The 23,295-nt window shown below is 72.1% G+C and carries 23 protein-coding genes; 6 read left to right on the plus strand and 17 right to left on the minus strand.

Features of this window, described 5'->3' with window-relative positions; all coding sequences use genetic code 11:
* Positions 1–5 precede the first annotated feature (5 nt).
* From ACFVXJ_RS14380 to ACFVXJ_RS14445, 14 genes are all read right to left on the minus strand, one after another.
* Positions 6–986 (minus strand): ABC transporter ATP-binding protein, encoded by a 981-nt coding sequence (locus tag ACFVXJ_RS14380; RefSeq protein WP_389662016.1) that lies wholly within the window; start codon positions 984–986, stop codon positions 6–8.
* Entirely contained in the window at positions 983–1,975 is a 993-nt protein-coding gene (locus ACFVXJ_RS14385; RefSeq protein WP_389662017.1) for an ABC transporter ATP-binding protein, read from the minus strand. The genes ACFVXJ_RS14380 and ACFVXJ_RS14385 overlap by 4 nt, the downstream gene beginning before the upstream one ends.
* Complete coding sequence (locus ACFVXJ_RS14390; RefSeq protein ID WP_389662018.1) at positions 1,975–2,961, minus strand: ABC transporter permease; 987 nt, start codon at positions 2,959–2,961, stop codon at positions 1,975–1,977. Before ACFVXJ_RS14390 ends, ACFVXJ_RS14385 begins: the two co-directional genes overlap by 1 nt.
* On the minus strand, positions 2,958–3,905 hold the full coding sequence (locus ACFVXJ_RS14395) for an ABC transporter permease (RefSeq protein ID WP_389662019.1): 948 nt from the start codon (positions 3,903–3,905) through the stop codon (positions 2,958–2,960). The genes ACFVXJ_RS14390 and ACFVXJ_RS14395 overlap by 4 nt, the downstream gene beginning before the upstream one ends.
* Positions 3,906–3,925: 20 nt before the next feature.
* Positions 3,926–5,671: an ABC transporter substrate-binding protein gene (locus tag ACFVXJ_RS14400; RefSeq protein ID WP_389662020.1), complete on the minus strand. Its 1,746-nt coding sequence runs from the start codon at positions 5,669–5,671 to the stop codon at positions 3,926–3,928.
* A 134-nt stretch (positions 5,672–5,805) separates the two neighbouring features.
* Positions 5,806–6,516 carry a GntR family transcriptional regulator gene (locus tag ACFVXJ_RS14405; RefSeq protein WP_389662021.1) on the minus strand — a complete coding sequence of 237 codons (711 nt, stop codon included), beginning with the start codon at positions 6,514–6,516 and terminating at the stop codon, positions 5,806–5,808.
* Positions 6,517–6,555: 39 nt separating this feature from the next.
* Positions 6,556–7,500, minus strand: coding sequence for an ornithine cyclodeaminase family protein (locus ACFVXJ_RS14410; protein WP_389662022.1), 945 nt, complete (start codon positions 7,498–7,500; stop codon positions 6,556–6,558).
* Positions 7,497–8,546 (minus strand): proline racemase family protein, encoded by a 1,050-nt coding sequence (locus ACFVXJ_RS14415; RefSeq protein ID WP_389662023.1) that lies wholly within the window; start codon positions 8,544–8,546, stop codon positions 7,497–7,499. The genes ACFVXJ_RS14410 and ACFVXJ_RS14415 overlap by 4 nt, the downstream gene beginning before the upstream one ends.
* On the minus strand, positions 8,543–9,547 hold the full coding sequence (locus tag ACFVXJ_RS14420) for a proline racemase family protein (RefSeq protein ID WP_389662024.1): 1,005 nt from the start codon (positions 9,545–9,547) through the stop codon (positions 8,543–8,545). Before ACFVXJ_RS14420 ends, ACFVXJ_RS14415 begins: the two co-directional genes overlap by 4 nt.
* 19 nt (positions 9,548–9,566) lie before the next feature.
* Positions 9,567–10,490: a dihydrodipicolinate synthase family protein gene (locus ACFVXJ_RS14425; RefSeq protein ID WP_389662025.1), complete on the minus strand. Its 924-nt coding sequence runs from the start codon at positions 10,488–10,490 to the stop codon at positions 9,567–9,569.
* A gap of 86 nt (positions 10,491–10,576) precedes the next feature.
* A complete protein-coding gene (locus ACFVXJ_RS14430) occupies positions 10,577–12,022 on the minus strand; it encodes an FAD-dependent oxidoreductase (RefSeq protein ID WP_389662026.1) in 1,446 nt (481 codons plus the stop codon).
* A complete protein-coding gene (locus ACFVXJ_RS14435) occupies positions 12,003–12,332 on the minus strand; it encodes a (2Fe-2S)-binding protein (protein WP_389662027.1) in 330 nt (109 codons plus the stop codon). The genes ACFVXJ_RS14430 and ACFVXJ_RS14435 overlap by 20 nt, the downstream gene beginning before the upstream one ends.
* Before the next feature lie 122 nt (positions 12,333–12,454).
* Positions 12,455–13,633 (minus strand): NAD(P)/FAD-dependent oxidoreductase, encoded by a 1,179-nt coding sequence (locus tag ACFVXJ_RS14440; protein WP_389662028.1) that lies wholly within the window; start codon positions 13,631–13,633, stop codon positions 12,455–12,457.
* Positions 13,634–13,759: 126 nt separating this feature from the next.
* Positions 13,760–16,168, minus strand: a complete 2,409-nt coding sequence (locus ACFVXJ_RS14445) for a collagenase (RefSeq protein WP_389662029.1) — start codon at positions 16,166–16,168, stop codon at positions 13,760–13,762.
* Positions 16,169–16,363: 195 nt separating this feature from the next.
* Between ACFVXJ_RS14445 and ACFVXJ_RS14450 the strand changes: the two genes are divergently transcribed.
* The 6 genes from ACFVXJ_RS14450 (at position 16,364) to ACFVXJ_RS14475 (ending at position 21,276) form a co-directional block, all read left to right on the plus strand.
* Positions 16,364–17,734, plus strand: coding sequence for an aminopeptidase P family protein (locus tag ACFVXJ_RS14450; protein ID WP_389662030.1), 1,371 nt, complete (start codon positions 16,364–16,366; stop codon positions 17,732–17,734).
* 810 nt (positions 17,735–18,544) lie between these two features.
* The gene (locus tag ACFVXJ_RS14455; protein WP_389662031.1) at positions 18,545–18,691 is read left to right on the plus strand and encodes a hypothetical protein; all 147 of its coding nucleotides are present in this window, start codon (positions 18,545–18,547) and stop codon (positions 18,689–18,691) included.
* On the plus strand, positions 18,684–19,541 hold the full coding sequence (locus ACFVXJ_RS14460; RefSeq protein ID WP_389662032.1) for a hypothetical protein: 858 nt from the start codon (positions 18,684–18,686) through the stop codon (positions 19,539–19,541). Before ACFVXJ_RS14455 ends, ACFVXJ_RS14460 begins: the two co-directional genes overlap by 8 nt.
* Positions 19,542–19,708: 167 nt before the next feature.
* Positions 19,709–19,963 carry a hypothetical protein gene (locus ACFVXJ_RS14465; RefSeq protein ID WP_389662033.1) on the plus strand — a complete coding sequence of 85 codons (255 nt, stop codon included), beginning with the start codon at positions 19,709–19,711 and terminating at the stop codon, positions 19,961–19,963.
* Between the two features lie 2 nt (positions 19,964–19,965).
* Entirely contained in the window at positions 19,966–20,253 is a 288-nt protein-coding gene (locus ACFVXJ_RS14470; protein WP_389662034.1) for a hypothetical protein, read from the plus strand.
* Between the two features lie 162 nt (positions 20,254–20,415).
* Positions 20,416–21,276, plus strand: coding sequence for a helix-turn-helix domain-containing protein (locus ACFVXJ_RS14475; protein ID WP_389662035.1), 861 nt, complete (start codon positions 20,416–20,418; stop codon positions 21,274–21,276).
* A 36-nt stretch (positions 21,277–21,312) separates the two neighbouring features.
* Here ACFVXJ_RS14475 and ACFVXJ_RS14480 read toward each other — a convergent pair whose 3' ends face one another.
* From ACFVXJ_RS14480 to ACFVXJ_RS14490, 3 genes are all read right to left on the minus strand, one after another.
* The gene (locus ACFVXJ_RS14480; protein ID WP_389662036.1) at positions 21,313–21,621 is read right to left on the minus strand and encodes a hypothetical protein; all 309 of its coding nucleotides are present in this window, start codon (positions 21,619–21,621) and stop codon (positions 21,313–21,315) included.
* A gap of 148 nt (positions 21,622–21,769) precedes the next feature.
* A complete protein-coding gene (locus tag ACFVXJ_RS14485) occupies positions 21,770–22,168 on the minus strand; it encodes a RidA family protein (protein ID WP_389662037.1) in 399 nt (132 codons plus the stop codon).
* Entirely contained in the window at positions 22,165–23,289 is a 1,125-nt protein-coding gene (locus ACFVXJ_RS14490) for an acyl-CoA dehydrogenase family protein (protein ID WP_389662038.1), read from the minus strand. Before ACFVXJ_RS14490 ends, ACFVXJ_RS14485 begins: the two co-directional genes overlap by 4 nt.
* Between the last annotated feature and the right edge of the window lie 6 nt (positions 23,290–23,295).

The following is a 23,295-nucleotide window of genomic DNA, read 5'->3' on the forward strand; positions in this document are numbered from 1 at the left end:
CCCCGTCAGTCCCCCGGGAAGTGGCAGGCCACCTCGCGCGCGGCGGCGATCCGCAGCACCGGGCGTTCGGTGCGACAGATGTCCTGGGCCTTGGGGCAGCGCGGGTGGAAGGTGCACCCGGGCGGTGGGGCGGCCGGACTCGGCGGGTCGCCGAGCAGCACGATCCGCTCGCGCCGCCGCTCCGCCGCCGGGTCCGGCAGCGGGACGGCCGACAACAGAGCCCGGGTGTAGGGGTGTTGCGGGTCGTCGTACAGGAGGTGCTTCGCGCCGATCTCCACGACGCGCCCCAGGTACATCACGGCGACCCGGTCGCTGACCCGTTTGACGACCGACAGGTCGTGCGCGATGAACACGTAGGCCAGGCCCAGTTCGCGGCGCAGCCGCTCCATCAGGTTGACGATCTGGGCCTGTACGGAGACGTCGAGGGCGGAGACCGGTTCGTCGGCGATGATCAGCTTCGGGCTGGTGGCGAGCGAGCGGGCGATCCCGATGCGCTGGGCCTGGCCGCCGGAGAACTCGTGCGGGTAGCGGTCGATGTGCTCGGGGATCAACCCGACGAGTTCCATCAGGTCGGCGGCCCGGCGGCGGGCGTCCGACGCGCTCCACCCCTGGACCAGCAGCGGGTCGGAGATGATCCGGGCCACCGTCTGGCGCGGGTTGAGCGAGGAGTGCGGGTCCTGGAACACCATCTGGAGGTGCCTGCGCAGCGGTCGCAGGGCGCCCTGGGACAGCCGGCTGATGTCCCGGCCCTCGAACTCGACGCTGCCGGCGGTCGGTTCCAGCAAGCGCACCAGCATCCGGCCCGTCGTGGACTTGCCGCAGCCCGACTCTCCCACCAGGCCCAGGGTCTCCCCCTCGCCCAGGTCGAAGGAGACCCCGTCGACGGCGCGCACGGGCGCCCCCCGGCGCCCGGTCACCGACCGCCGGCCGGGGAAGGTCATGGTCAGGTCGCGTACGGAGAGCAGCGCCCCCGGTGTGTCGGTCATCGGGTCACCTCGGCGGGGGCGCCGGCTCCGGCGAAGTGGCAGGCGACGGTGCGCTCGGGCCCTTCCCCGTAGGGTTCGAGCTCCGGGCGTTCTCCGGTGCAGCGCGCCGCCGCCTTGGGGCAGCGCGGGGCGAAGGCACATCCCGGGGCGGGGGTCAGGAGGGACGGCGGGGAGCCGGGGATGGCCCGCAGGGGCGCGTCGTCGGCGTCGTCGAGCCGGGGCAGGGAGTCCAACAGCCCCCGGGTGTAGGGGTGGGCGGGCTCGGCGAACAGTTGGTCGACGGGCGCCTGTTCCGCGGCCCGGCCCCCGTACATGACCAGCACCTCGTGGGCGACGCGGGCCACCACGCCCAGGTCGTGGGTGATCATCACGACACCGAGGCCGCGGTCCTGTTGCAGGCGGGCGATCAGTTCGAGGATCTGGGCCTGCACGGTGACGTCGAGGGCGGTGGTCGGCTCGTCGGCGATCAGCAGGTCCGGTTCGCAGGCCAGCGCCATCGCGATCATCGCGCGTTGCCGCATGCCTCCGGAGAACTGGTGGGGGTACTCCCCGGCGCGCCGGGCGGGCTCGGGGATGCCGACCTCGCCGAGCATGTCGACGGCGCGTTTGCGGGCGGCGGCCCGGCCCGCCTTGAAGTGCACCCGGAAGTGCTCGGCGATCTGTTCGCCGACCGTGTAGTAGGGGTGCAGGCTGGACAGCGGGTCCTGGAAGATCATGGCCATCTTGCGGCCGCGCAGCCGGGACAGTTCCCGCTCGGACAGGCCGGTGAGCTCCCGCCCGTCCAGGGCGACGGAACCGCCGATCTCGGCTCCCCGGTGCAGGCCCATGACGGCGAGCGAGGTGACGGACTTGCCCGAGCCGGATTCCCCGACGATGCCGAGGGTGCGGCCGGCCTCGACGGTGAAACCGAGGGAGTCCACGGCCCGTACGGAGCCGCGCGGGGTGGTGAACGTGACGCGCAGATCGCGTACTTCAAGGAGAGCGGCCATCAGTACCTCACCCTCGGGTCGATGACGGCGTACAGGAGGTCGACGGCGAGGTTGGCGACGACGATGAAGAACGCGGCGAGCAGTGTGACGCCGAGCACCACCGGCTGGTCGGAGCTGACGAGCGCGCCGTAGAAGAGCCGTCCGATGCCGGGGAGGCCGAAGATGGACTCGGTGATGACGGCGCCGGCGAGGAGTCCGCCCAGGTCCATCCCGAAGATGGTGAGGATCGGGGTCATCCCGGAGCGCAGTCCGTGCTTGACCACGACGGTGCGTTCGGGCATGCCCTTGGCGCGGGCGGTACGGATGTACGGCTCGGCCATCGCCTCGATCATGGAACCGCGGCTCTGGCGGGCGTACATGGCGGCGTACAGCAGGGCGAGCGCGGTCCAGGGCAGCAGCAGGTTCGACGCCCAGCCGACCGGGTCGTCGCCGAAGGAATGGTAAGAGGGGTAGGGCAGCAGCCCGGCGACGCGGATGACTCCGTAGATCAGCATCACGGAGGTGAAGTAGACGGGCAGCGAGGCGGCGGCGACGGCGCCGACCATCAGGACCTTGTCGGTGGCGGTGTCCTTGCGCAGGGCGGCGGTGACCCCGGCGCCGAGGCCGAGCAGCAGCCAGAGCACCGCGGCGCCGAGGGCGAGGGACGCGGAGACCGGCAGCCGGTCCATGAGCAGGTCCCAGACGGGGAGGGAGTTCTCGTACGAGTAGCCGAGGCAGGGGAAGTCGCACTGGACGGCGTACTGGCCGCTGCCGAGGGTGCGGCCGGTGAAGATGCCGCTCAGGAAGTCGAGGAACTGTCGCCACAGGGGCAGGTCGAGGCCGAGGTAGTTCCGTACGTCGGCGAGCCGTTCGGGACTACAGGTCTTGCCGCAGGCGGCCGCGGCGGGGTCGGAGGGCAGGACGTAGAAGATGAGGAAGGTCACGGCGGCGATGGCGAGCAGGACGCCGGCGAGGGCGAGCAGCCGGCGGACCAGGTAGAGGATCACGTCCGGCCGCCCCTCGGGTCGAGGATGTCGCGCAGGGCGTCGCCGAGGAGGGTGAAGGCGAGGACGGCCAGGAAGAGGAAGACGCTCGGGATGACGAAGTACATGGGGTCGGTCTCGTAGTAGGCCACGGACTCGGCGATCATCTGGCCCCAGGACGGGGTGGGTGGGCGGACTCCGACGCCGAGGTAGCTGAGGGCGGCCTCGGTGCTGATCATGCCGGGGATCAGCAGGGTGGTGTAGGCGATGACCGGGCCCGAGACACCGGGGAGGATGTCGCGGGTCAGGATGCGCCAGGCGCCGGAGCCGCCGACGCGGGCGGCGTCGACGTATTCGCGGTGTTTGAGCGAGAGGGTCTGGCCGCGGACGACGCGGGCGACGCCGGGCCAGCCGAAGAGGCCGATGACGGCCGTCATGAGCACGATGCGGTTGACGTCCTTGGCCACCGACAGGACCGCGATCATGAAGATGAGCGAGGGGAAGGACATGGTCAGGTCCATCAGGCGGGAGAGCACCGCGTCGGTGCGTCCGCCGAAGTAGCCGGCGGCGATACCGGCGGCCGTGCCGGTGACCACCACGATCGCGGTGGCGGCGAAGGCGATCAGGAGGGAGACCTGGGCGCCGTTCACGACGCGGGAGAAGAGGTCGCGGCCGGTGACGGGTTCGACGCCGAGCCAGTGGTCGGGGCTGATCCCGCCGAGGGAGCCGAGCGGTTGCCCGCCGAGGTAGGGGTCGATGGCGGTCTTGTCGAACTCGTCCGGGGCCCAGCCGCCGAGGGTCCCCAACCAGGGGGCGGTGACGGCCATCAGGACGAAGAGGAGGACGACGCAGAGGCTGACGCGGACGGCGGGGCGGCGGCGGAGTTCCCGCCGGGCGAGCTGCCAGGGGCTGCTGCCCGGGGGGACCTCCTTGACCGGTGCGCCCTGTGCCGGTGCGGTGGTGGTCATGGGTTCAGGGCCTCGCGGTCTCAGCCCTGGCTCTTCGCCGGGTCCTTGAGGCCGACGCCGGCGTAGTCGATGGTGCCGGTCCAGGCGGGGTGGCCGTAGGCGCCCGCGATGTTGGGGCCGACGAGCAGGGGCTTGCGCTCCAGCAGGACCGGCACCGCCGGCGACTTCTTGATGATCTCCGCGTCGAGGTCGATCCACGCCTGGGCGGCCTGCTTGGGGTCGGCCATGGCGTTGATCTCGTCGATCCGCTTCATGGTGGCCTCGTCGCGGAACTGGCTGTAGTTGCCCTGGTTGCCCTTGTCCTTGATGTTGCGTCCGTCGAAGACGAACGGGATCCACGTGGAGCCGGAGGGGTAGTCGGGGCACCAGCCGCTGTAGGTCATGTCGGGCGTGGTGGAGAGGTCGCCGATGACGTCGTAGTAGGCGCCCGGGTCGACGGTGTCGATGACCACCTCGACGCCGGCGCGGGCCAGGCCCTGCTGGATGGCCTCGGCGCGGCCCTTGTCGCCGGTGGACACGGCGAGGGAGACCTTCAGCTTCTCCTTGCCGGCGGCCTTGAGGAGTTCCTTGGCCTTGGCCGGGTCGCCGGACGGGGCGATCTTCAGGGTGTCGGGCTGCTCGCCGCCGGACAGGGCCGGGGGCAGGTAGGCGGTGGCGACCTCGTTGAGGGCCGGTCCGCCGCCCGCGGTGATCACCGATTCCTTGTCGACGGCGTACTGCATGGCCTCGCGGACCTTGGGGTCGTTGAAGGGCGGCCGGGAGGTGTTGAGCTGGAGCATGACCGTACAGCCCTGGGACTCGGCGAGCAGGCGGGCCTTGACGTCGGGCTTGGGCAGCACCTTGGGGGCGCTCTCGGGCCGCATGGTGGAGTACTGGACGGCGGAGGCGTCGGCGCCCTCGCCGGCGATGATCCGGTCGTCGATCTGGCCGCCCTTGAGGCCCATGACGACGACGAACCTGTCCGGGTACGCCTTGCGGACGGTGTCGGTCTTGGCGTCCCAGTGTTCGTTGCGGACCAGGACCAGCTTCTTGTCGCGGTCGTAGGACTCGATCTTGTACGGACCGGAGGAGAACGGGCGGGCGTCGTACTGCGTGCCCTTCTCCTGCGACTGAGGCACGGGCGCGAAGGTGGGCAGCGTGGTGGTGGCGGAGAACTCGGCGACGGGGCGCTTCAGTTCGAAGACGATCGTACGGTCGTCGGGGGTCTTCACGGAGTCCAGGTGCTGCCCTTGCAGCGGGCCCTTGTAGCCCTCGCCGCCGGCCAGGTACTGGGCGGCGTAGTCGGCGCCGCCGGTCAGGTCGGGGGCGAAGGAGCGCTCGACGTTGTACTTGATGTCCTGGGCCTTGACGGGTGTGCCGTCCTCGTACTTCACGCCCTCCTTGAGGGTGAACGTCCAGGTCTTGCCGCCGTTGGAAGGGGTGCCGAGGTCGGTGGCGAGGTCGGGGACGAGTTCGCTGCCGGCCTTGCCGGGCTCGGCCTTGAAGGTGACCAGCGTGCGGTAGAGGAGGCGGGTGCCGAAGTCCATCGCCGGCATCGTCCAGTTGCGTGCGGGGTCGAGGTGGGAGAAGTCCTGGTTGGACAGGACGGTGAGCGTCCCTCCCTTGACCGGGGTTCCGCCCACGGTCTTGCCGTCGTTGCCTGCCGCGGGGTTGGCGGCACCCGCGCCGCCGGCCGAGCCCTTCTTGGGGTCGGAGCAACCCGAGGCGCCGAGTGCGAGAGCTGCCACCAGGGCTGTGGCGAGGGCGAGTTGGGTGCGCTTGGTCATGGTCACTCCAGTGAAGGGCCGCGCTCTATGATGTGACCGGTAACATAGTAATGTGAAATTGTACTGACAAGAGGTTGGCGCCGCCGTTATCCAGCCGTGTCCAAAAAGGTTGCCCTGTAAGGGAGTTGGGGCCGTCAGACGCCGGAGCCCAGGCCGCCCGAGGGGCGGCCGACCGGCTCGTCGCGGCCCTGGGCCCACAGGGAACGGACGTGACCCAGGTGACGGACCATGCACGCCTCGGCCGCCGCCGCGTCGCCGCTGATCATCAGGTCGAGCAGCTCGATGTGCTCCTCGGCCGAGGAGACCAGCTTGCCGGCCTCGTCCAGGCCGGTCAGGCCGTAGAGGCGGGAGCGCTTGCGCAGGTCGCCGACCGTCTCGACGAGACGGTCGTTGCCGGAGAGCGCCAACAGGCTGAGGTGGAAGCGGCGGTCCGCCTCCAGGTAGCCGATCAGGTTGTGCTCGCGGGCGCTGCTGACGATCTCCTCCGCGATGGGGCGCAGGGCCTCCAACTGCTCCGCCGTCGCGACCGCGGTGATCCGGCCGATGGTCGGCACCTCGATCATCGTGCGCAGCTCGGTGTACTGGTCCAGGTCCCGCTCGCTGACCTCGGTGATCCGGAAGCCCTTGTTGCGCACGGGCTCGACCAGCCCCTCGCGGGCGAGGTCGAGCATGGCCTCGCGGACGGGGGTGGCCGACACGCCGAGTTCGGCCGCGAGACCCGGCGCCGAGTAGACGCTTCCCGGCCGCAACTCACCCGCGATCAGGGCGGCTCGGAGAGCGTGACCGACCTGGTCGCGCAGTCGTTCCTGGGCCTTGATGAGGCTGTGCTGCTTCAGGTCACCCATTGCTGTTCCTCCGAAATCGCAGAGGGACAGCGTACAATGTCACGTTGCTTCGGCGGTCCCCACCGTCCGGAACAGGGCGACCGCCACGGCCAGATCCTCCCAGGCCATCCCCACGCTCTTGAAGAGCCGCGGACCGCCTTCCCGCCCCGGCGCCGGATGGCGGCCGGCGACGAGGTCGGCGAGGGTGCCGGCGATATGACCCGGTCCGATCGCGCCCTCCGCCTCCGGGATCAGCAGATCGCCCGCCTCGCGCAGGGCCGCCGCGCGCGACTCCACGTACACGGCCGACCGGCGCACCAGCGTGGTGTCGGTCTCCCGGGCGTCCGGTTCGTGCGAGCCGACCGCGACGACCGTCGCACCGGGACGGACCAGCCGCCCGTCGAACAGCGGGGTACGGGCGGTGGTGCAGCAGAGCACCACGTCCGCGCCGGACACGTCCTCGGGCGTACCGGTCCGGGCGGCGAGCCCCAGGGCCCGGGCGTGCGCGGCGAGCCGCTCGGCCCGCTCCGGCGCGCGGGCGACCACGGTGACCCGGGCCAACTCCCGCTCCGCGCGCAGGGCTTCGAGGTGCCCGTACGCCTGCGGCCCCGCCCCGAACAGGACCAGGGTGAGCGGCCGGTCCCGCGGCGCGAGGTACCGCAGGGCCAGCGCCGACACCGCCGGCGTGCGCAGGGCGGTCAGCGCCGCCCCGTCCAGCAGGGCCAGGGGGCGCAGGGTGGGGCCGTCCAGGAGGAGGTAGGAGCCGGTGATCCGGGGCAGCCCGAGGGCGGCGTTGCCCGGCGCGACCCCCGCGATCTTCACCCCGGCGTACGCGCCCGCCGCGGCCGGCATCAGCAGCAGTTCCCCGGCGGGCACGGGTACGGCGCCGCGCTGCGGGCAGCCCTCCGGGTCCAGCCCGGCGCGCAGCACCCCGGCCAGGGCGTCGGCGGCCTCGGCCGGGGTGAGCCGGCCGGCCAGGTCCGCGGCGGAGAACTGCGCGATCACAGCAGGAACCCGGCGCCGAGCGCGTCGTGCGGGTCGAGGGTGAAGGCGTGCTCGCCGGTGCGGTAGGCCGTGCCGGTGACCTCCGTGACCACGCCGGCCGCGCCGGCCGCGCCACCGGTGGGCACCACCCGGCCGGTGAACACCGTGCCGATGACCGACTCGTGCAACAGGTCCTCCCCCTCCCCCAGCCGGCCGTCCTCGGCGAGCAGGGCGAGCCGCGCGGAGGTTCCCGAACCACAGGGCGAGCGGTCGATCTGCCCGTCGGCGAAAACCGTCACGTTGCGCTGGTGCGGCCCGAAGGGAGTGTCGGGGAGTTCCTCGTACAGGATCACCCCGTACACCCCGGAGAGCAGCGGGCCGCCCGGGTGCCAGGTGCCCGGGTGCGTGGCCAGTGCCGCCCGGATCTCCTGCCCCGCGCGCAGCAGCGAGGGCAGGGTGGCGGTGGAGACGTCGAGCCCGAAGTCGCGGGCCGCGACCGAGGCGTAACACGCCCCGGCGTGCGCGATGTCGACTTCGGCCAGCCCCAGGGTGGTGGCCACCGGCACCTTGCGGGCGCCCACCCGGGCCGGGACGTTGCGGAAGGTGACCCCGGTGGTGCGACCGCCGGAGCGGTGCACGGTGGCGGCCACCCGCCCGGACGGCACGTCGACGCGGACCCGCACGCCGCCGTCGTCGGGGGCCGGGACCCGGCCGGAGTCGACGGCCCAGGCGCCGAGGGCCATCGTGCCGTGGCCACAGGCGGTGGAGTAGCCGTCCTTGTGCCAGAACAACACCCCGAAGTGGGCCCCGTCGTCGTCCGGGGGCACGACGAACCCGCCGTACATGCCGGCGTGCCCGCGCGGCTCCCGCACGAGGAGGCGCCGTACGTCGTCCAGCGCGCCCCGGCGCGGCGCGGTGCCCGAGCCGGCGGGCCCGATGGCGGTGGCGCAGCGTTCGGCGACGGTGTCCCCGGGCGCGGTGGGCAGGTCCGTGCCGGGGGCCGTGAGGTCGACGACCCTGAAGGGCTCGCCCGCCGCGTGGTAGTCGGTGGTGCGGACGGCGCTCACAGCAGGAACCCTCCGGGGAACGGGTCGGCGGGGTCGAGGAAGTATTGCGCGGTGCCGGTGATCCAGGCCCGCCCCGTGACGGTGGGGATCACCGCGGGGAGGCCGCCCACCGTCGTCTCCTCGATGAGCCGACCGGTGAACTCGGTCCCGATGAACGACTCGTTGACGAAGTCGGTGCCGAGGGGGAGCAGCCCCCGCGCGTGCAGTTGGGCCATCCGCGCGCTGGTTCCCGTACCGCAGGGCGAGCGGTCGAACCAGCCCGGGTGGATGGCCATGGCGTGTCGGGAGCGACGGGCGTCGGAGCCGGGGGCGGCGAGGTAGACGTGTTTGACCCCGGCGATGGAGGGGTTCTCGGGGTGGACGGGCCGGTCGCCGGAGGCGTTGACGGCGTCCATGACGGCGAGTCCGGCGGCGAGCAGGTCGTCCTTGCGGGCCCGCTCGAAGGGGAGTCCGAGGGCGTCGAGTTCGACGAAGGCGTAGAAGTTGCCGCCGTAGGCGAGGTCGTAGGTCACCGTGCCGTATCCGGGGACGTCGGCCTTCAGGTCGAGGCCGGCGCAGTACGAGGCGACGTTGGTGAGCGTGACGGCGGTGGCCGCCCCGTCCTGCACGCGGACGTCCACGCTGACCAGCCCGGCCGGGGTGTCGAGCCGGACCGTGGTGACAGGCTCGACGACCGGGACCATGCCGGTCTCGACCAGGACGGTGGCCACGCCGATGGTGCCGTGCCCGCACATGGGCAGCAGGCCCGACACCTCGATGTAGAGGACGCCGAAGTCGGCGTCGGGGCGGGTGGGGGGCTGGAGGATGGCGCCGCTCATCGCCGCGTGGCCGCGCGGTTCGTACATGAGCAGGGTGCGGACGTGGTCCAGGTGCTCCATGAAGTGCAGGCGCTTGTCGGCCATCGTGGCGCCGGGGACGACCCCGACTCCGCCGGTGATGACCCGGGTCGGCATGCCCTCAGTGTGCGAATCCACCGCGTGGTAGATGTGGCGCGTACGCATGGGTCTCCCCCCACCTCTGCTAGTTGAGGCCCTCGGCGAGGGCCTTCTCGGTGGCGGCGCGGACGGCCGCCTCGGTCTCGCCCGTGAGCGGGAAGCGCGGCGGCCGGGTGGCGCCGCCGGGACGCCCCGCCAGGTCCATGGACAACTTGATGGCCTGCACGAACTCCGTCTTGGAGTCCCAGCGCAACAGCGAGTGCAGGGACTTGTAGAGCGGCAGCGCGGTGGCGAGGTCGCCCGCGACGGCCGCCCGGTAGAGGGTGGCGCAGGACCGCGGGAGGGCGTTGGGGTAGCCGGCGATCCAGCCGACGGCGCCGGCGAGGGCCAGTTCGAGGAGCACGTCGTCGGCGCCGATCAACAGGTCCAGTCCGGGCGCGAGTTCGGCGATCTCGTAGGCGCGTCGGACGTCTCCGCTGAACTCCTTGACGGCGACGATGCTGCCGTCCCCGTGCAACCGGGCCAGCAGCGCGGGCGTCAGGTCCACCTTGGTGTCGGTGGGGTTGTTGTACGCGACGACGGGCAGGCCCGCGCGGGCCACCTCGGCGTAGTGGGCGCGGACGGTCTGCTCGTCGGCGCGGAACGCGTTGGGCGGCAGCAGCAGGACGGAGCCGGCGCCGGCCTCGGCGGCCTGCTCGGCCCAACGGCGCGCCTCGGCGCTGCCGTAGGCGGCGACCCCGGGCATGACCCGGTCGCCGTCGCCCGCCGCCTCGACGGCGGTACGGACGACCCGCGCGCGTTCCTCGTCGGTGAGGGTCTGGTACTCGCCGAGGGAGCCGTTGGGGACGACGCCGTCGCAGCCGTTGTCGATGAGCCAGGAGACGTGCTCGGCGTAGGCGTCGTAGTCGACGCCGAGGTCTTCGCGCAGGGGCAGCGCGGTGGCGACCATGATGCCGTGCCAGGGGCGGGTGCGGGGCGGGACGGGCGCGGGGGTGTGCGCGTGTGTCATGGAGGACTCCCTAGGGTGGTGTGTGACATTTTACTAGTGGGCGCAAGCCGGCCACAAGGGTCCGGACCGGCCCGATCCGGATCGGATCAGTGGGTGTTCGGCGGAAGTTCGGCCAGGTGGCGCAGCGGGACGGGGCAGGAGAGGGGGCGCCGGTCGGGGGCGGCGCCGGCCCCGGTGGCGGTCTCGCCGGCCAGGGCGGCCACGGCCGGGCCGCACATCCGGCCCTGGCACCAGCCCATTCCGGCCCGGGTGAGCAGTTTGACCGTACGGGAGTCCCGTGCGCCGAGGTCGCGGGTGGCCTCGCGGATCCGGCCTGCCGGGACCTCCTCGCAGCGGCACACGTCGGTGTCCGCGCGCAGCCAGTCGGTCCAGCCGGCGCCCGGCCGGTGGGCGGCGGCCATCGCCCCGGCGAAGGCGCGCAGCCGCGAGCGGCGGCGGACCAGCGCCGCGGGTGCCGGGCGGCCGGCGATCGCGAAGGCCGCCAGTTCGCCCTCGATCAGGGCCAGTTGGGCGCCACCGATGCCGCCGGTCTCACCGGCGGACCAGATGCCGGGGACGGAGGTCCGCTGCCGCGCGTCCAGTTCCAGGGCGACGGTCCCGTCCGCGCCGGGCCGGGTGGCACAGCCGAGGGAGGTCGCCAACTCCAGCTGGGGCACGAGGCCGTGGCCGACGGCCAAGGCGTCGCAGGGGATCCGCCGCTCCGTGCCGGGCAGCGGCCGCCAGTCGCCATCGACCCGGGCCACGGTGACGGCCTCGACCCTGCCCCGGCCGTGGGCCTCGATGACGGCGCGCCGGGTCAGCAGGCGGACGCCGTGCCGCAGCAGCGCCCCGCCGTACGTGGCGGCCTCGGTGAGCTTGCCCGGGTTGCGCAGCAGGGTGGGCAGCCGCCCCGCGTACGCGGTGTAGGAGGCGGCTTCCACGACGGCCGGGACGGTGGCTCCGGCAGCCGCGAGGGAGCCGGCCACGGCGAGCAGCAACGGCCCGCTCCCGGCGACGACCACCCGCTTGCCCGGCAGTACGAGTCCGCCCTTGAGCATGGCCTGGGCCCCACCCGCCCCGATCACCCCGGGCAGCGTCCAGCCGGCGAAGGGGAGTTGCCGTTCGTACGCCCCGGTGGCCAGCAGGACGGCGCGGGCCCGGACGGTGGCGGACCGCTCCTCGGGGCCGGCGACGGCATGCAGGGTCCAGAGGTCGCCGTCCGGGACCACGGTCCAGACGTGGTGGGCCGGAAGGCAGTTGATCCGGCCCGCCGACTCGTGGGCGCGCAGGGCGGTTTCCCGGGAGGCGAAGGCGGCCCAGCCGTGGTGCAGGGCCTCGGGGCGCTCGGCGCCGAGGCCGGGGGCGGGCCGGCGGTAGAACTGGCCGCCGGGGCGCTCCCCCGCGTCGAGCAACGCCACCCGCAGCCCCAGGCGGGCGGCGGTGACGGCGCCCGCCAGCCCGGCGGGCCCGGCGCCGACGACGGCCACATCGAACGGGACGCCGGAGGCATCGGGCGCTGCGGGCGCACCGGGGTCAGACGGCGAGGTCGGCACGGCCGGTCCCTTCCTGGGTGGTGACGGTGTCGCCGGCCCGCGCCGGGACCAGACAGGCCCGTTGGTTGGGCCGGCCGTTGACGGTGACGAGGCAGTCGAAGCAACTGCCGATCCCGCAGAACGCCCCGCGCGGGGCGCCCCCTCCGCGGGTCGTGCGCCAGGCGAGGATGCCCGCGCTCCACAGCACGGCGGCGATGCTCTGGCCGGATTCGGCGGGCAGTTCGCGGCCGTCGAAGCGCAGGGCGTAGGTCTCCCGCGCGGCTCCGCCCACCAGGTCGCGGGGCGAGCGGTCACCGGTGCGCCGGCTCATCGGCGGTCTCCTTCTCCGGGCGGGACTAGGGGGCGGGACTACGGGCGGGGCTACGGGCGGCGCGGCGGGTGCCACGGCCGACGCCGCGGGCGGGGCCGCGCGGGCGACGTCGTACGGCCGGCTCACCGCTCCCCCTCCGCGCCGGGTTCCCGCTCGAAGGGCCGGTCCGGCCGGAAGGGGCCCGGGTCCAGCGGCGGTTCGGCTCCGGTCAGGGCCGCCGCGATCAGCACGCCGGTGGCCGGGGCCAGCCCGATGCCCGCGCCCTCGTGCCCGCAGGCGTGCAGCAGGCCGGGCACCCGGGGGTCGGGCCCGATGGCGGGGAGGTGGTCGGGGAGGTAGGGGCGGAAGCCGTGGTACGTGCGCAGGACCCGTACGTCGGCCAGTACGGGGAAGAGCGCCGCCGCCTGGGACGCGAGCCGGCGCAGGGCGTCCACCGACAGGGAACGGTCGAAGCCGACCCGTTCCCGGGTGGCCCCGATGAGCACCGGCCCGGACGGGGTGCCCTCGACCACCGCCGAGGACTGCAGGGCCGCCGAGCCGCTGGCCACGTCGGCGATGTAGTCGGCCGCGTAGACCTTGTGCCGCACGACCCTCGGCAGCGGCTCGGTCACCAGGACGAAGCCGCGGCGCGGGAGCACCGGCAGTGTCGTCCCGGCGAGTTCGGCGATCCGGCCGCCCCAGGTGCCGGTGGCGTTGACGACGGCCGGGGCGAGGATGTCCCGGGCGCCGGTGCGCACCCCCCGTACGGCGCCGCGCTCCACCACGAGGGCCGTGACCTCCTCGCCCAGGTGGACCAGGGCCCCCGCGCCGGCCGCGGCGGCCAGCAGCCGGGCCGCCGCCTGGGCGGGCTGGACCTGGGAGTCCTGCGGGTAGTGGAAGCCCCCCGCGAGTCCCGGTGCCAGGTGGGGCTCCAGCTCGCGCAGGTCGTCCGCGGCCACCTCGACGGCGGTGACGCCGGCGGCGCGCTGGCCTTCCGCGAAGCCGCGCAGCGCCTTGAGCGAAGCCTCGTCCGGGGCGACGACCAGGCCGCCCTTGTCCTCGTACTCCATCTCCGGCGGGAGCAGGGCGGCGAGTTCGCGCCAGCGGGTCGCCGACAGCAGGGCGAGGTCGAGCTCGGGTCCGGCTTCCTTGTCGGAGACGAGCAGGTTCCCCTCGCCCGCACCGGTGGTACCGCCGGCGACGGAGCCCCGGTCGACGACGGCCACGCGCAGTCCGGCGCGGGTGGCGTAGTACGCGCACGCGGCTCCCACGACGCCCGCGCCGATGATGACGGCGTCCAGGCTGCTACTTCTCTTGGGCACGGCAGTAATATGTCACATTCTTTATCGAGTGCCTAGGCTCCGCCCGGGCCGGAGGCCCGAGTCGGCCGGGGTGCGCCCGGACCGGTCCCTCCCCCGTTCTCGCGAGGGACCGGTCCGAGTCCGCGATCAGCTGCGCAGCGGGCCCTCGCAGCTGTAACTCGACGTCCCCGCCACGTGGTTGGTCCAGATCTCCACGGGACCGAAGGAGCAGTTCATGTCGGCCAGGTTGTTCGAGGCGGGTGCCGAGCGGTCCAGGATGAAGTAGTCCACCGTCTCGGACATGTCCTTGAAGTTCTGGTCGTCGCTGCGCCAGTTCTTCAGGTTCGCGGTGATCCGGCCGGTACAGGTGAACCGGCGCTTGCCGGGGTCGCCGTTCTCGACGCAGTCGGGGGTGTTGTACGTGGCCGTCGCGAACGAGGACTTCACGTTCGCGAGCGCGGAGTCGCGCAGTTGGTCGTTGGCGGTGAAGGTGGTGTTCGGCACGTAGAGCTGGTCCACCTTGGCGATCTGGGCGTCCAGGAACTTGTCGTAGTCGCGCTGGAGGTAGGTGTCCGCGCCCATCCGGTGCCGCCAGGAGTCGAATCCGGCGACGTCGTTCGCGCGCAGGTGGGTGTACATCTCGCGCAGCAGGGTCGGCTTCTCGGTCCACAGGAACTCGAAGAACGTGCCGGCGTAGTCGTAGAACCGGAACCCGTCGCCGTCGTAGGTGGCGTTCAGCAGTTGCTCGACCGACATCCGGGGGCCGCCGCCGGCGGTGTCGGCGATGACGCCCTTGACCAGGGACTTGCGGACGGCGATGCCGTTGTCGCGGGTGGCGCCGTCGAAGAACTCGGCGGTGCCCTCGTCCATGGCGGTCGTGCGGTCGCCCTCGTACCAGGGGCCCTCGCCGAAGAGGCCGGGGACGGCGAACCGGCCGTTGAGGTAGTGCGTGTACTCGTGGCGGAAGAGCTCTTCGAGGGTGAGGCTGGAGTCCTGCGGGACCCGGCGCTGGTAGGTGTAGAAGGTGGCGCCGTTCTCGATGTACATGCCGCCGTTGTTGGTGCCGTAGCCGTTGAGCATCGTCTGGTAGGTGACGTAGTCGGCGCGGGAGGCGTAGAGCACGATGTTCAGCGTGGTGTTGGGGTCGCCCGCGAGCGGCTGGTCGGTGCCGAGCACCCGGTGGAACTGCGTCTTGACCTGCTTGCTCGCGTAGTAGAGCTGGTCGACGGTGGCCCGGTCCAGGGCCGTGCGGACCTTGATGCCGCCGTTGTCGTAGGTGTACGTGTTGGGGAAGAGCATCTTCTCGATGTCCTCCTTGCACACCCCGTACGGCTTGCAGGCGTCGTAGGTGTTCAGCCACGAGACGACCTTCGCCCACTGCTCGCTGCCGGCGCCCCACCCGGTCTTGACCGGCCCGAGGAGCGCGCCGAGGTCGGCGACGGTCTGGTCCTTGAGCCCGTCGATCTGGCCGAACCGGCCGTACTCGCCGAGCGCGTCGCGGGCCGCCCAGTCGTTGGCGGTGCCCTTGAGGTGGGTGTAGCCGGCGAACGCCTTGAAGGCCGCCCGGTAGGAGGGGTCCGCGGATACGGCGGCGTGGAAGGCGCTGTCCTCGTTGCCCGGGTACACACCGAGGTAGTTGATGGTGAGGGCGGCGAGGACCGCGCCGCCCCAGGAGGCGTCCTTGTCGGTCGCCGGGTGCGACGCGTCCATGGTGGCCAGGACCTTGGTGATGAGGCCGAGCTGGTATTGGCGCAGGCCCGGGCCGGTCGCGTAGAGGGCCTCGCGCAGGGTCCGGGCGTTGGAGGCGGTGGCGTCGAAGGTGTGGGCGGCGTTGCCGAAGTCGGCGATCGCCTTGCGCATCGCGTCGACGGTCGCGGCGTCGGTGAGGTCGATCTCGTCGCGCGAGAAGTCGTGGTACACGGCGGCGTGCAGGTAGGTGAACATCTCCTCCAGGTGGGAGGAGTTACGGCCGTCGTGGGCGGCGGCCAGGGTGGATATCCGGCGGGAGACGGCCTGGACGTGCGCGTCGTCCATGGCGGGCGCCAGACGGGCGTCCCAGGTCCAGATGAGCCCGCGCAGGCAGCCGTCCGCGAGGACGGCCGGGTCGGCGAGGAAGTCGGCGAACTGCTCGGGGGAGAGTCCCTTGATCCCGTCGAGGGTGCAGGGCACGTTGACGGCCAGGCCCCGGGTGGTGGGGGCGCTCCGGGCGGTCGCCGGCTTCCGGCTCTGGTCCGTCCGCTGTCCGGTGGCGGCGGCGCCCGCGGCCGGCGCGGCGCCCGGGACCTTGCCGTCGGATATCGCCTGGCCGCCGGGGGCGGGCGCCGATGCGGCGGTGGCGGTGGGCGACAGGGCGTCGGCGCGGTGCTCGACCTCGTCGAAGGGGTTCGGCGCGATGGCGCCGGGGGCTCCGCCGGCCGCCGGGCCGGAGGCGAAGGTCGCGGGTACCGGGGCGCCCGTCTCGGCGGCCTGGGTCACGGCCTGGCCGGCGGAGGCCAGGAGCGTGACGGCGACGGCGGCGGAGAGGAGGGATGAACGCACAGCTCTGTGCTGGGACACCAGGGACTCCTGTGGGGAAGGGAGAGTGAGGACGTGCGAGACGCACGAGGTGGTGCGAGGTGTTGCAACTGCCCTGCTTCACGCGGCGTTTGACGGGGATTAACGCGGCGCGGTGTGAGCTGTAACATAGTAATGTGAAATTGCACTGACAACCCCTGTGCGCCCACCAGTTCGCTTCTCTTTCAGGGAGCCCCCGTGACCGACGCCTCCGCCCGCCTGCACATCGGCAGCCATGACCTGCCCGTCTCCCCGGAACTGTCCCGCTTCATGGCGGGCGGCTGGAGCCCGTCACCCCTGGCCGGCTCAAGCAGGACTCAGGCGTACGACGTCACGCCCGGCCGCCGCGCCCGGCTCTCGGCGCGCTTTCCGGGCGAGCGGCTGATCGTCCGCGCCGGCGAACTGAAGGTCCGCTCCAACGACTGCGACCACCGCTTCCGTCCGCACAGCGCGTACGCCTGGCTGACGGGCCTGACCGGCGAGGACCAGGTGGGTCACGTCCTGGTGCTGGAGCCCTCGGGCCCGCACGGGCATGAGGCGGTGCTCTACCTGCGCCCCCGCTCGCCGCGCGCCGACGGCAACGAGGAGTTCTACCGCGACCGCCGGTACGGGGAGTTCTGGGTGGGGCGCCGCGCCGACCTGGCGGAGGCGGAACGCCTCACGGGCATCCGCTGCGCCCACCTGGACTCGCTCGGCTCCCCGACCGGTCGCGACGCCTCCGCGGACACGGAACTAGCCTCCGCTCTTTCGGAGTTGCGCCTGATCAAGGACGCCTGGGAGGTCGACCAGCTCCAACTGGCCGTGGACCACACCGCCGCCGGGTTCGAGGACGTCGTACGGGCCCTGCCGCGCGCGCTGGAACACCCGCGCGGCGAGCGCTGGATCGAGGGCGTCTTCGGCCTGCGCGCCCGGGCGGAGGGCAACGGGACCGGGTACGACACCATCGCCGCGTCGGGCGCGCACGCGTGCGTCCTGCACTGGATCCGCAACGACGGCCGCCTGGACCGGGGCGATCTGCTGTTGCTGGACGCGGGCGTGGAGACGGACACCCTCTACACGGCGGACATCACCCGCACGCTGCCCCTGTCGGGCCGGTTCTCCCCCGTCCAGCGGCAGGTGTACGAACTGGTCCTGGCCGCCCAGGAGGCGGGCATCGCGGCGCTGCGGCCGGGCGCGAGCTTCCGGGACTTCCACCGCGCGGGGATGCGGGTGATCGCGGACGGGCTCGCGCAGTGGGGGGTGCTGAAGGACGCGGAAGGCGACCTGCACCGCCGGTACACCCTGTGCAGCAGCGGCCACATGTTGGGGCTGGACGTCCACGACTGCGCGAAGGCGCGGGCCGAGACGTATCTGGACGGGGTGTTGGAGGAGGGCCAGGTCCTCACGGTGGAACCGGGCCTCTACCTCCAGCCCGACGACGAGACGCTGCCCGCCGAGTTGCGGGGCATCGGGGTCCGCATCGAGGACGACCTGGTCATCACGGCGACGGGCGCCCGACTGATGTCAGGCGCCCTCCCGCGCACGGTCGACGGCATCGAGGAGTGGATGGGCGCCCTGTCGGAGGGCTGACCCCCTGGCCGCGCGGACACCCGTGCGGACACCGGGCCACCGCACTAGAGCCGACCAGGGGCGGCACCACACTCGGCGCAAGGGGTGGCGCCGGCCGTCTGCACGACGGCCGGTGTCCCTTCCGAAGGCGGTTTCAGTGCCGGTTCCCGGCTGGACAGGACGTGCTTGAAGCGTTGTTGGCGCCGTAGTTCGCGGACGTCCATCGCGTGCATGCGGCCCACCCCGGATGACGTCCAGGCGGCGCATCCCGTGCCCAGCACGGCACAGATCAGCGCGATTCTCAGGAGGATGTCTGGCACAACAGGGGGTCCTCTCCGGTGACTGATGACAAGGGCGTGTCATGGGCCCTCTCGTACCTCGACATAACGCATCGGCATATGCAGAGTTGCGCGACATCAGCCGATTGCGCCGGCAGGGGGGCGAATCACGACGGCGGGCGGAGCTGTACGAGGGCGCGTGAGCGGGCGCGAGCGCCCCGGCTCCGGGCAGTGTGCGCCGCCGTTCGACGCATCCGGCGTGGTCGGCGCCGCCGCACGCCGGTTCGCACCCGTCCGCGCGGGCGAGAAATGATTAAAGACAATGGTCAAATGACGTTTACCGGGTCCGCATCACCTGGATGGACCACACCTTCCCCGCCGCCGGAAGCGTTTATGGACTATGACAAATGCAAAGCACTCGGCAATGTTTCCGCAGGGCGCGGAAGGAGGCGGCGACGGCGAGGGCGACACTCGGGCCACGAGGGCAGGCCGGTGGACGTACACGGCCTGGACCCCTGAAAAGGGCGCGTCCCTGCACCAGGAAGGGCAGAAGGTGGATCTCCATTATTCGTCCTCGATCTTCGAGGACTTCTTGGAGACGATGAACCGGCTCCAGGCCGAATTCGGCCGGCGGTCATCGGACCCGGGACCGGCCGGGGTCACCGTCGCGGAGCACGCGGAGAAGACCACCCGTGTTTGAGCAGTACGACGGGAGCGGCTCCCACCACCCGCAGCCGGACGTCTCGGCGTTCTGGTCGGTCCCGGACCCGGAACAACACGTCACTCACCAGCAGCCGTTCAGCGGACCGGGCGAGATGAACGTCCCGTGGGATCCGGCGGAGGAACTGGCCCAGCTCCTCCAGGAGGCCGTCCGGCCGAGACCGGCGAAGACGTTCGACCCGTTCGGCTTCGACGAAGCCGGCGATACGGCCGACACCACCGGTCTGCTCGCCGATCCGCCACCGGTAACCGGCGAAGGGCCGCTCCCGCCGAGCCGGCACGGGCACCGGCGGGCCCCGTCCAAGACGTCGGTGGTGACCCTGCTCCGAACGGGGAGCCTCTTCACCGCCGTGCTGGTCGCCGTCATCGCCGCCGTGGTGAGCATCTTCAGCGGTCTGGCCATCTGCGAGGCCCTGCGCCTCAGCGCCGGCCCGCGCACGGCGGACGATGTCGTCAGCTGGTGGCCACTGCTGATCTACGGGCCCTGGGTGGTCGCCTCGCTGTCCATCCTCCGGGCGGCACTACATCAGCGCCGCGCCGTCCACTCCTGGTCCATGGTGCTGTTGTTCTCCACGCTCGCCACGCTCCTGTGCGTGGCCCAGGCCCCCACGACATTCGCGGCCCAGGCGGCGGCGACGCTCCCTCCCATCGCGGCGTTGGCCTGCTTCCAGCAACTCGTCCGCCAGATCACCCTCACCCGACCGCCCCGCCAAGCCGCCCCGCGGCACCGCCACCGCTCACTCTCCCTGCTGCGCCAACCGACCGTCGCCCCCGACCCCGCACTGCCGAACTACGCGGTGCGGCGCGGTCGGACGTGGCCGGCCTCGTGAACACACGGGTCCTTCCCAGGACTCAAGGAATGTGATCTTGCAACACAGGAACGAAGATCCAAACCCATAAGTCACGGGCTCCACCCAGTCTCAGTCCTACGGGTCCGTCCCGTACCCCCGCATGTCTCCCGAAGGTTTCCCGAGGTCTCCCGCGAGAGGACACGATCATGCCCTACGAACCCACCCACGCCGAGCGGCTCCGGTACAAGCGGAGCCAGGACGCCGCGTACGAACTGGGCGAGGAAGCCGTCGCGAACCTCCAGGCCGCACTCGCGCTCGCCGGCCTGACCCTGCCCTCGCTCTGCAACGACGGGCCCGTGGGCTGCCGCGGCTTCGTGCGGCTCGGAGGATGCAGCGCGGCCGTCGCCAACCGGCTCGCCGAGGTCATCGCCGCCGGCGCGCACGCGCTGCAAGACCGGTGAGCGTGCCGCCCGACGGGCTCGACCCCTACCGGTTCCCGGGCATGCGCGGCCTGCCGGAAGAGGAGGCGGGCGAACCGCCGTGGCTCCGGCTCCCCTACCCCCGGCCCACTCCAACGGTCCGGCCCGCGCCGGAATTACCCAGCCCCTCGCGCCGCCTTGACCTACAGGCTTGCCTGACCATCGCGGGCGTCACCCTCGTCCCGGAGGATCTGCACGCGATCGAAGTCCTCTCCGGTCTCGACGAGACCACGTTCGCGGCCGTTCGGCGCTGGATCGACGGCAGCTACTGACCCCGCCCCCACGGCTGTTCGGGCTGCGTTAGTCCGAACTGATGACGCCGGCCCTGCGGATGCCCCCCGTCTCGGATCGACTATGCACAATGCGTTTGCCGATGTCGGCCGTGGGGTGAGGTGACCTCTGCGTGATGTTCTTGAGCTGGAGGTACACCGCCCATGGCGGCCAACGGAAATCCCACGGTCAGAAGGCGCCGGCTGGGCGCGGAGCTTCGCCAGCTGCGCAAGGCCACGGGCATGACCTCCCTCCAGGCGGCGAAACACCTGATGGTGTCCCAGCCCAAGATCAGCCTCATCGAGACCGGACGCCGCCCGATCAACCCGCGTGACGTACGCGACCTGTGTCGGATCTACGGCATCACGGACCAGCCGTTCGTCGAATCGTTGATGCGCATGGCGCGGGAGTCGGGCCGCCAAGGTTGGTGGGTGTCCTGCGGCGACGTTCCGTACGGGGTCTACATCGGCCTGGAGACGGAGGCGTCTTCCATCCACTCCTACGAACCGCTGGTGGTCCCCGGCCTGTTGCAGACGCCCCGCTACGCGGCCGCCGTCATCGCGGAGACGGTCCCGTGTCCCACGGCGGAACAGGCCGCCGTCAGCCTGGACGTGCGGCTGCGGCGCCAGCACCGCGTGCACCACCCCGCCAGGTCCTTTCGCTTATGGACCATCCTCGACGAATCCGTACTGCACCGGACCGTCGGCGACGCCGGCGTCATGCGCGCACAGCTGGAACACCTGAACTCCCTCGGCGCCGAGCCGCACATCACGGTGCAGGTACTGCCCCACAGCGCCGGGGCCCACCCCGGGGTGTTAGGCCAGTTCTCCATCCTCACGTACCCGGAATCGGATACGGGGGTCGTCTATCTGGAGCGCTTCACCAGCGACCTGTACCTGGAGAAACATGTCGACCGACACCCGTACCAGGTCATGTACGACCACCTCCAGGCGCAGGCCCTCGATCCCGACGCCACGCGGCAGTTCATCAACGACATGATCGGGGCGTACGGCGAGGCCCGTTGACGTGGTCGACGGGCCTCGCCCTCACCCGACTTTCACCTAGTAGCCACCGTGGTGGTTACCGGATCCACCGTCGTCCCAGCCATTGTTGTTCCAATAGCCGCCGTAGGAGCCGTTGTTCCAGTTGCCGTTGTCGTTCCAATAACCGTTGTCGTTGTCGTTCCGGTCGTTGTTGCGCCAGCCGCTGTCGTGACCGTTCCCGCGGGAGGAGCCACAGTCGCGCGAGTTGTTCCCCCGCCAGTGGTCGGAGCCGTGTTGCTGGTGTTGTTGCTGGTGTTGCGGAAGGGTCGCGGCGAACGCGCCGCTCACCGGCATCACGCCGAGCGTGACGCCGGCGGCCCCTGCCACGAGTGCCGCAATGATCCCACGGCGCATAACGATGCACCTCCGAGCATTGAGGATGTTCTTTGCAAATGGGTCATTTACACCCTCTCTCCTCTTCCCACCCGCTGTCAAAGCCGCGCCGCGACATGGTGGCGCGGCGCGGTGCGGACCGTCAGTCCAGGACGGCGATGCCGTCCAGTTCGACCAGCGCCTGTTCGTCCCACAGCCTGACCGCGCCGATCACCGCCATCGCCGGGTAGTCGCGCCCGGCCAGGTCCCGCCAGATACGGCCGAGTTCCGGCGCGTGCCGCCGGTACGCGGCCACGTCCACCGGATAGACCGTCACCCGGGCGAGCTGCGCGGGGTCCCCGCCGGCCGCCGCGAGCGCCGCGAGCAGGTTGGACAGGGCGCGCTCGAACTGTTCCGGCAGGGTCTCCCCCACCACCTTGCCGGAGCCGTCCAGCGCGGTCTGACCGGCCAGGAACACCAGGCGGGAGCCGGTCGCCGCGACGGCGTGCGAGAAGCCCGTCGGCGGGGCGAGTTCCGCCGGGTTGACGCGTTCCAGGCTCATCGGGCCGCCACCTCCCGGTAGAGCTCCTTGGCGATGATGGTGCGCTGGACCTCGCTGGCCCCCTCGTAGATGCGCGGTGCACGGACCTCCCGATACAGGTGTTCCAGCAGGTGGCCGCGTTGCAGGGCGATCGCGCCGTGCAACTGGACCGCGTGGTCCACCACGTACTGGGCCGTCTCCGTCGCCAGGAGCTTCGCCATGGCCGCCCGCCTCGGCACCTCCGGCGAACCGCTGTCATAGGCCCCGGCGGCGGCGTACACCAGCAGCCGGGCGGCCTCGGTCCGCGTGGCCATGTCCGCCACCCGGTGCGCCACGGCCTGGAGGTCCGCGAGGACCCCGCCGAAGGCGCCGCGACCCGCCGTGTGCGCGAGCGTCGCGTCGAGTGCCGCCCGGGCCATGCCCACGGCGAAGGCCCCGACGCTGGGCCGGAACAGGTTGAGGGTGTCCATCGCGACGCGGAACCCGCGCCCCGGCTCGCCCAGCACGTCGTCGGGGCCGACCGGCACCCCGTCGAAGGACAGCGAGCCGATGGGGTGCGGGGAGAGCATGTCCAGCGCCTCGCCCGTCAGGCCCGGTCGGTCGGCCGGGACGAGGAAGGCGGTGATGCCCTTGGCCCCCGGACCCTCACCCGTACGGGCGAACACGGTGTAGAAATCCGCCTCAGGGGCGTTGGAGATCCACCGCTTCTCCCCCGTGAGCCGCCAGGCGTCCCCGTCGCGCCCGGCCGCCAGCGCCAGCGCCGCCGCGTCCGAACCGGCGCCCGGCTCGCTGAGGGCGAAGGCGGCCACCAGCCGGCCCTCCCGTACCCCCGGCAGCCACCGCTCCCGCTGCGCCGGGCTCCCGGCCCGCAGTACCGGGTACGCCCCCAGCCCCTGGAGGGCCAACGCCGTCTCGGCCTCGGTGCAGCCGTACGCCAGCGACTCCCGCAACAGGCACAGCTCCAGCGCGCCCGAGACGAACACCCGCTCCAGCAGGCCCTCTTCCCCGAGCGCGGCCAGCAGGGGCCGGTTGACCCGGCCCGGCTCGCCCTTCTCGGCCAGCGGCCGCAGCCGCCGCGCCGCCAGGGCGCGCAGCCGCCCGCACCATTCCTCTTCGTCCACCCCGAGCGCGAATCCGGTCATGCAAAC

This window comes from Streptomyces sp. NPDC058279 (assembly GCF_042881255.1).
In the GTDB taxonomy this organism is placed as follows: domain Bacteria; phylum Actinomycetota; class Actinomycetes; order Streptomycetales; family Streptomycetaceae; genus Streptomyces.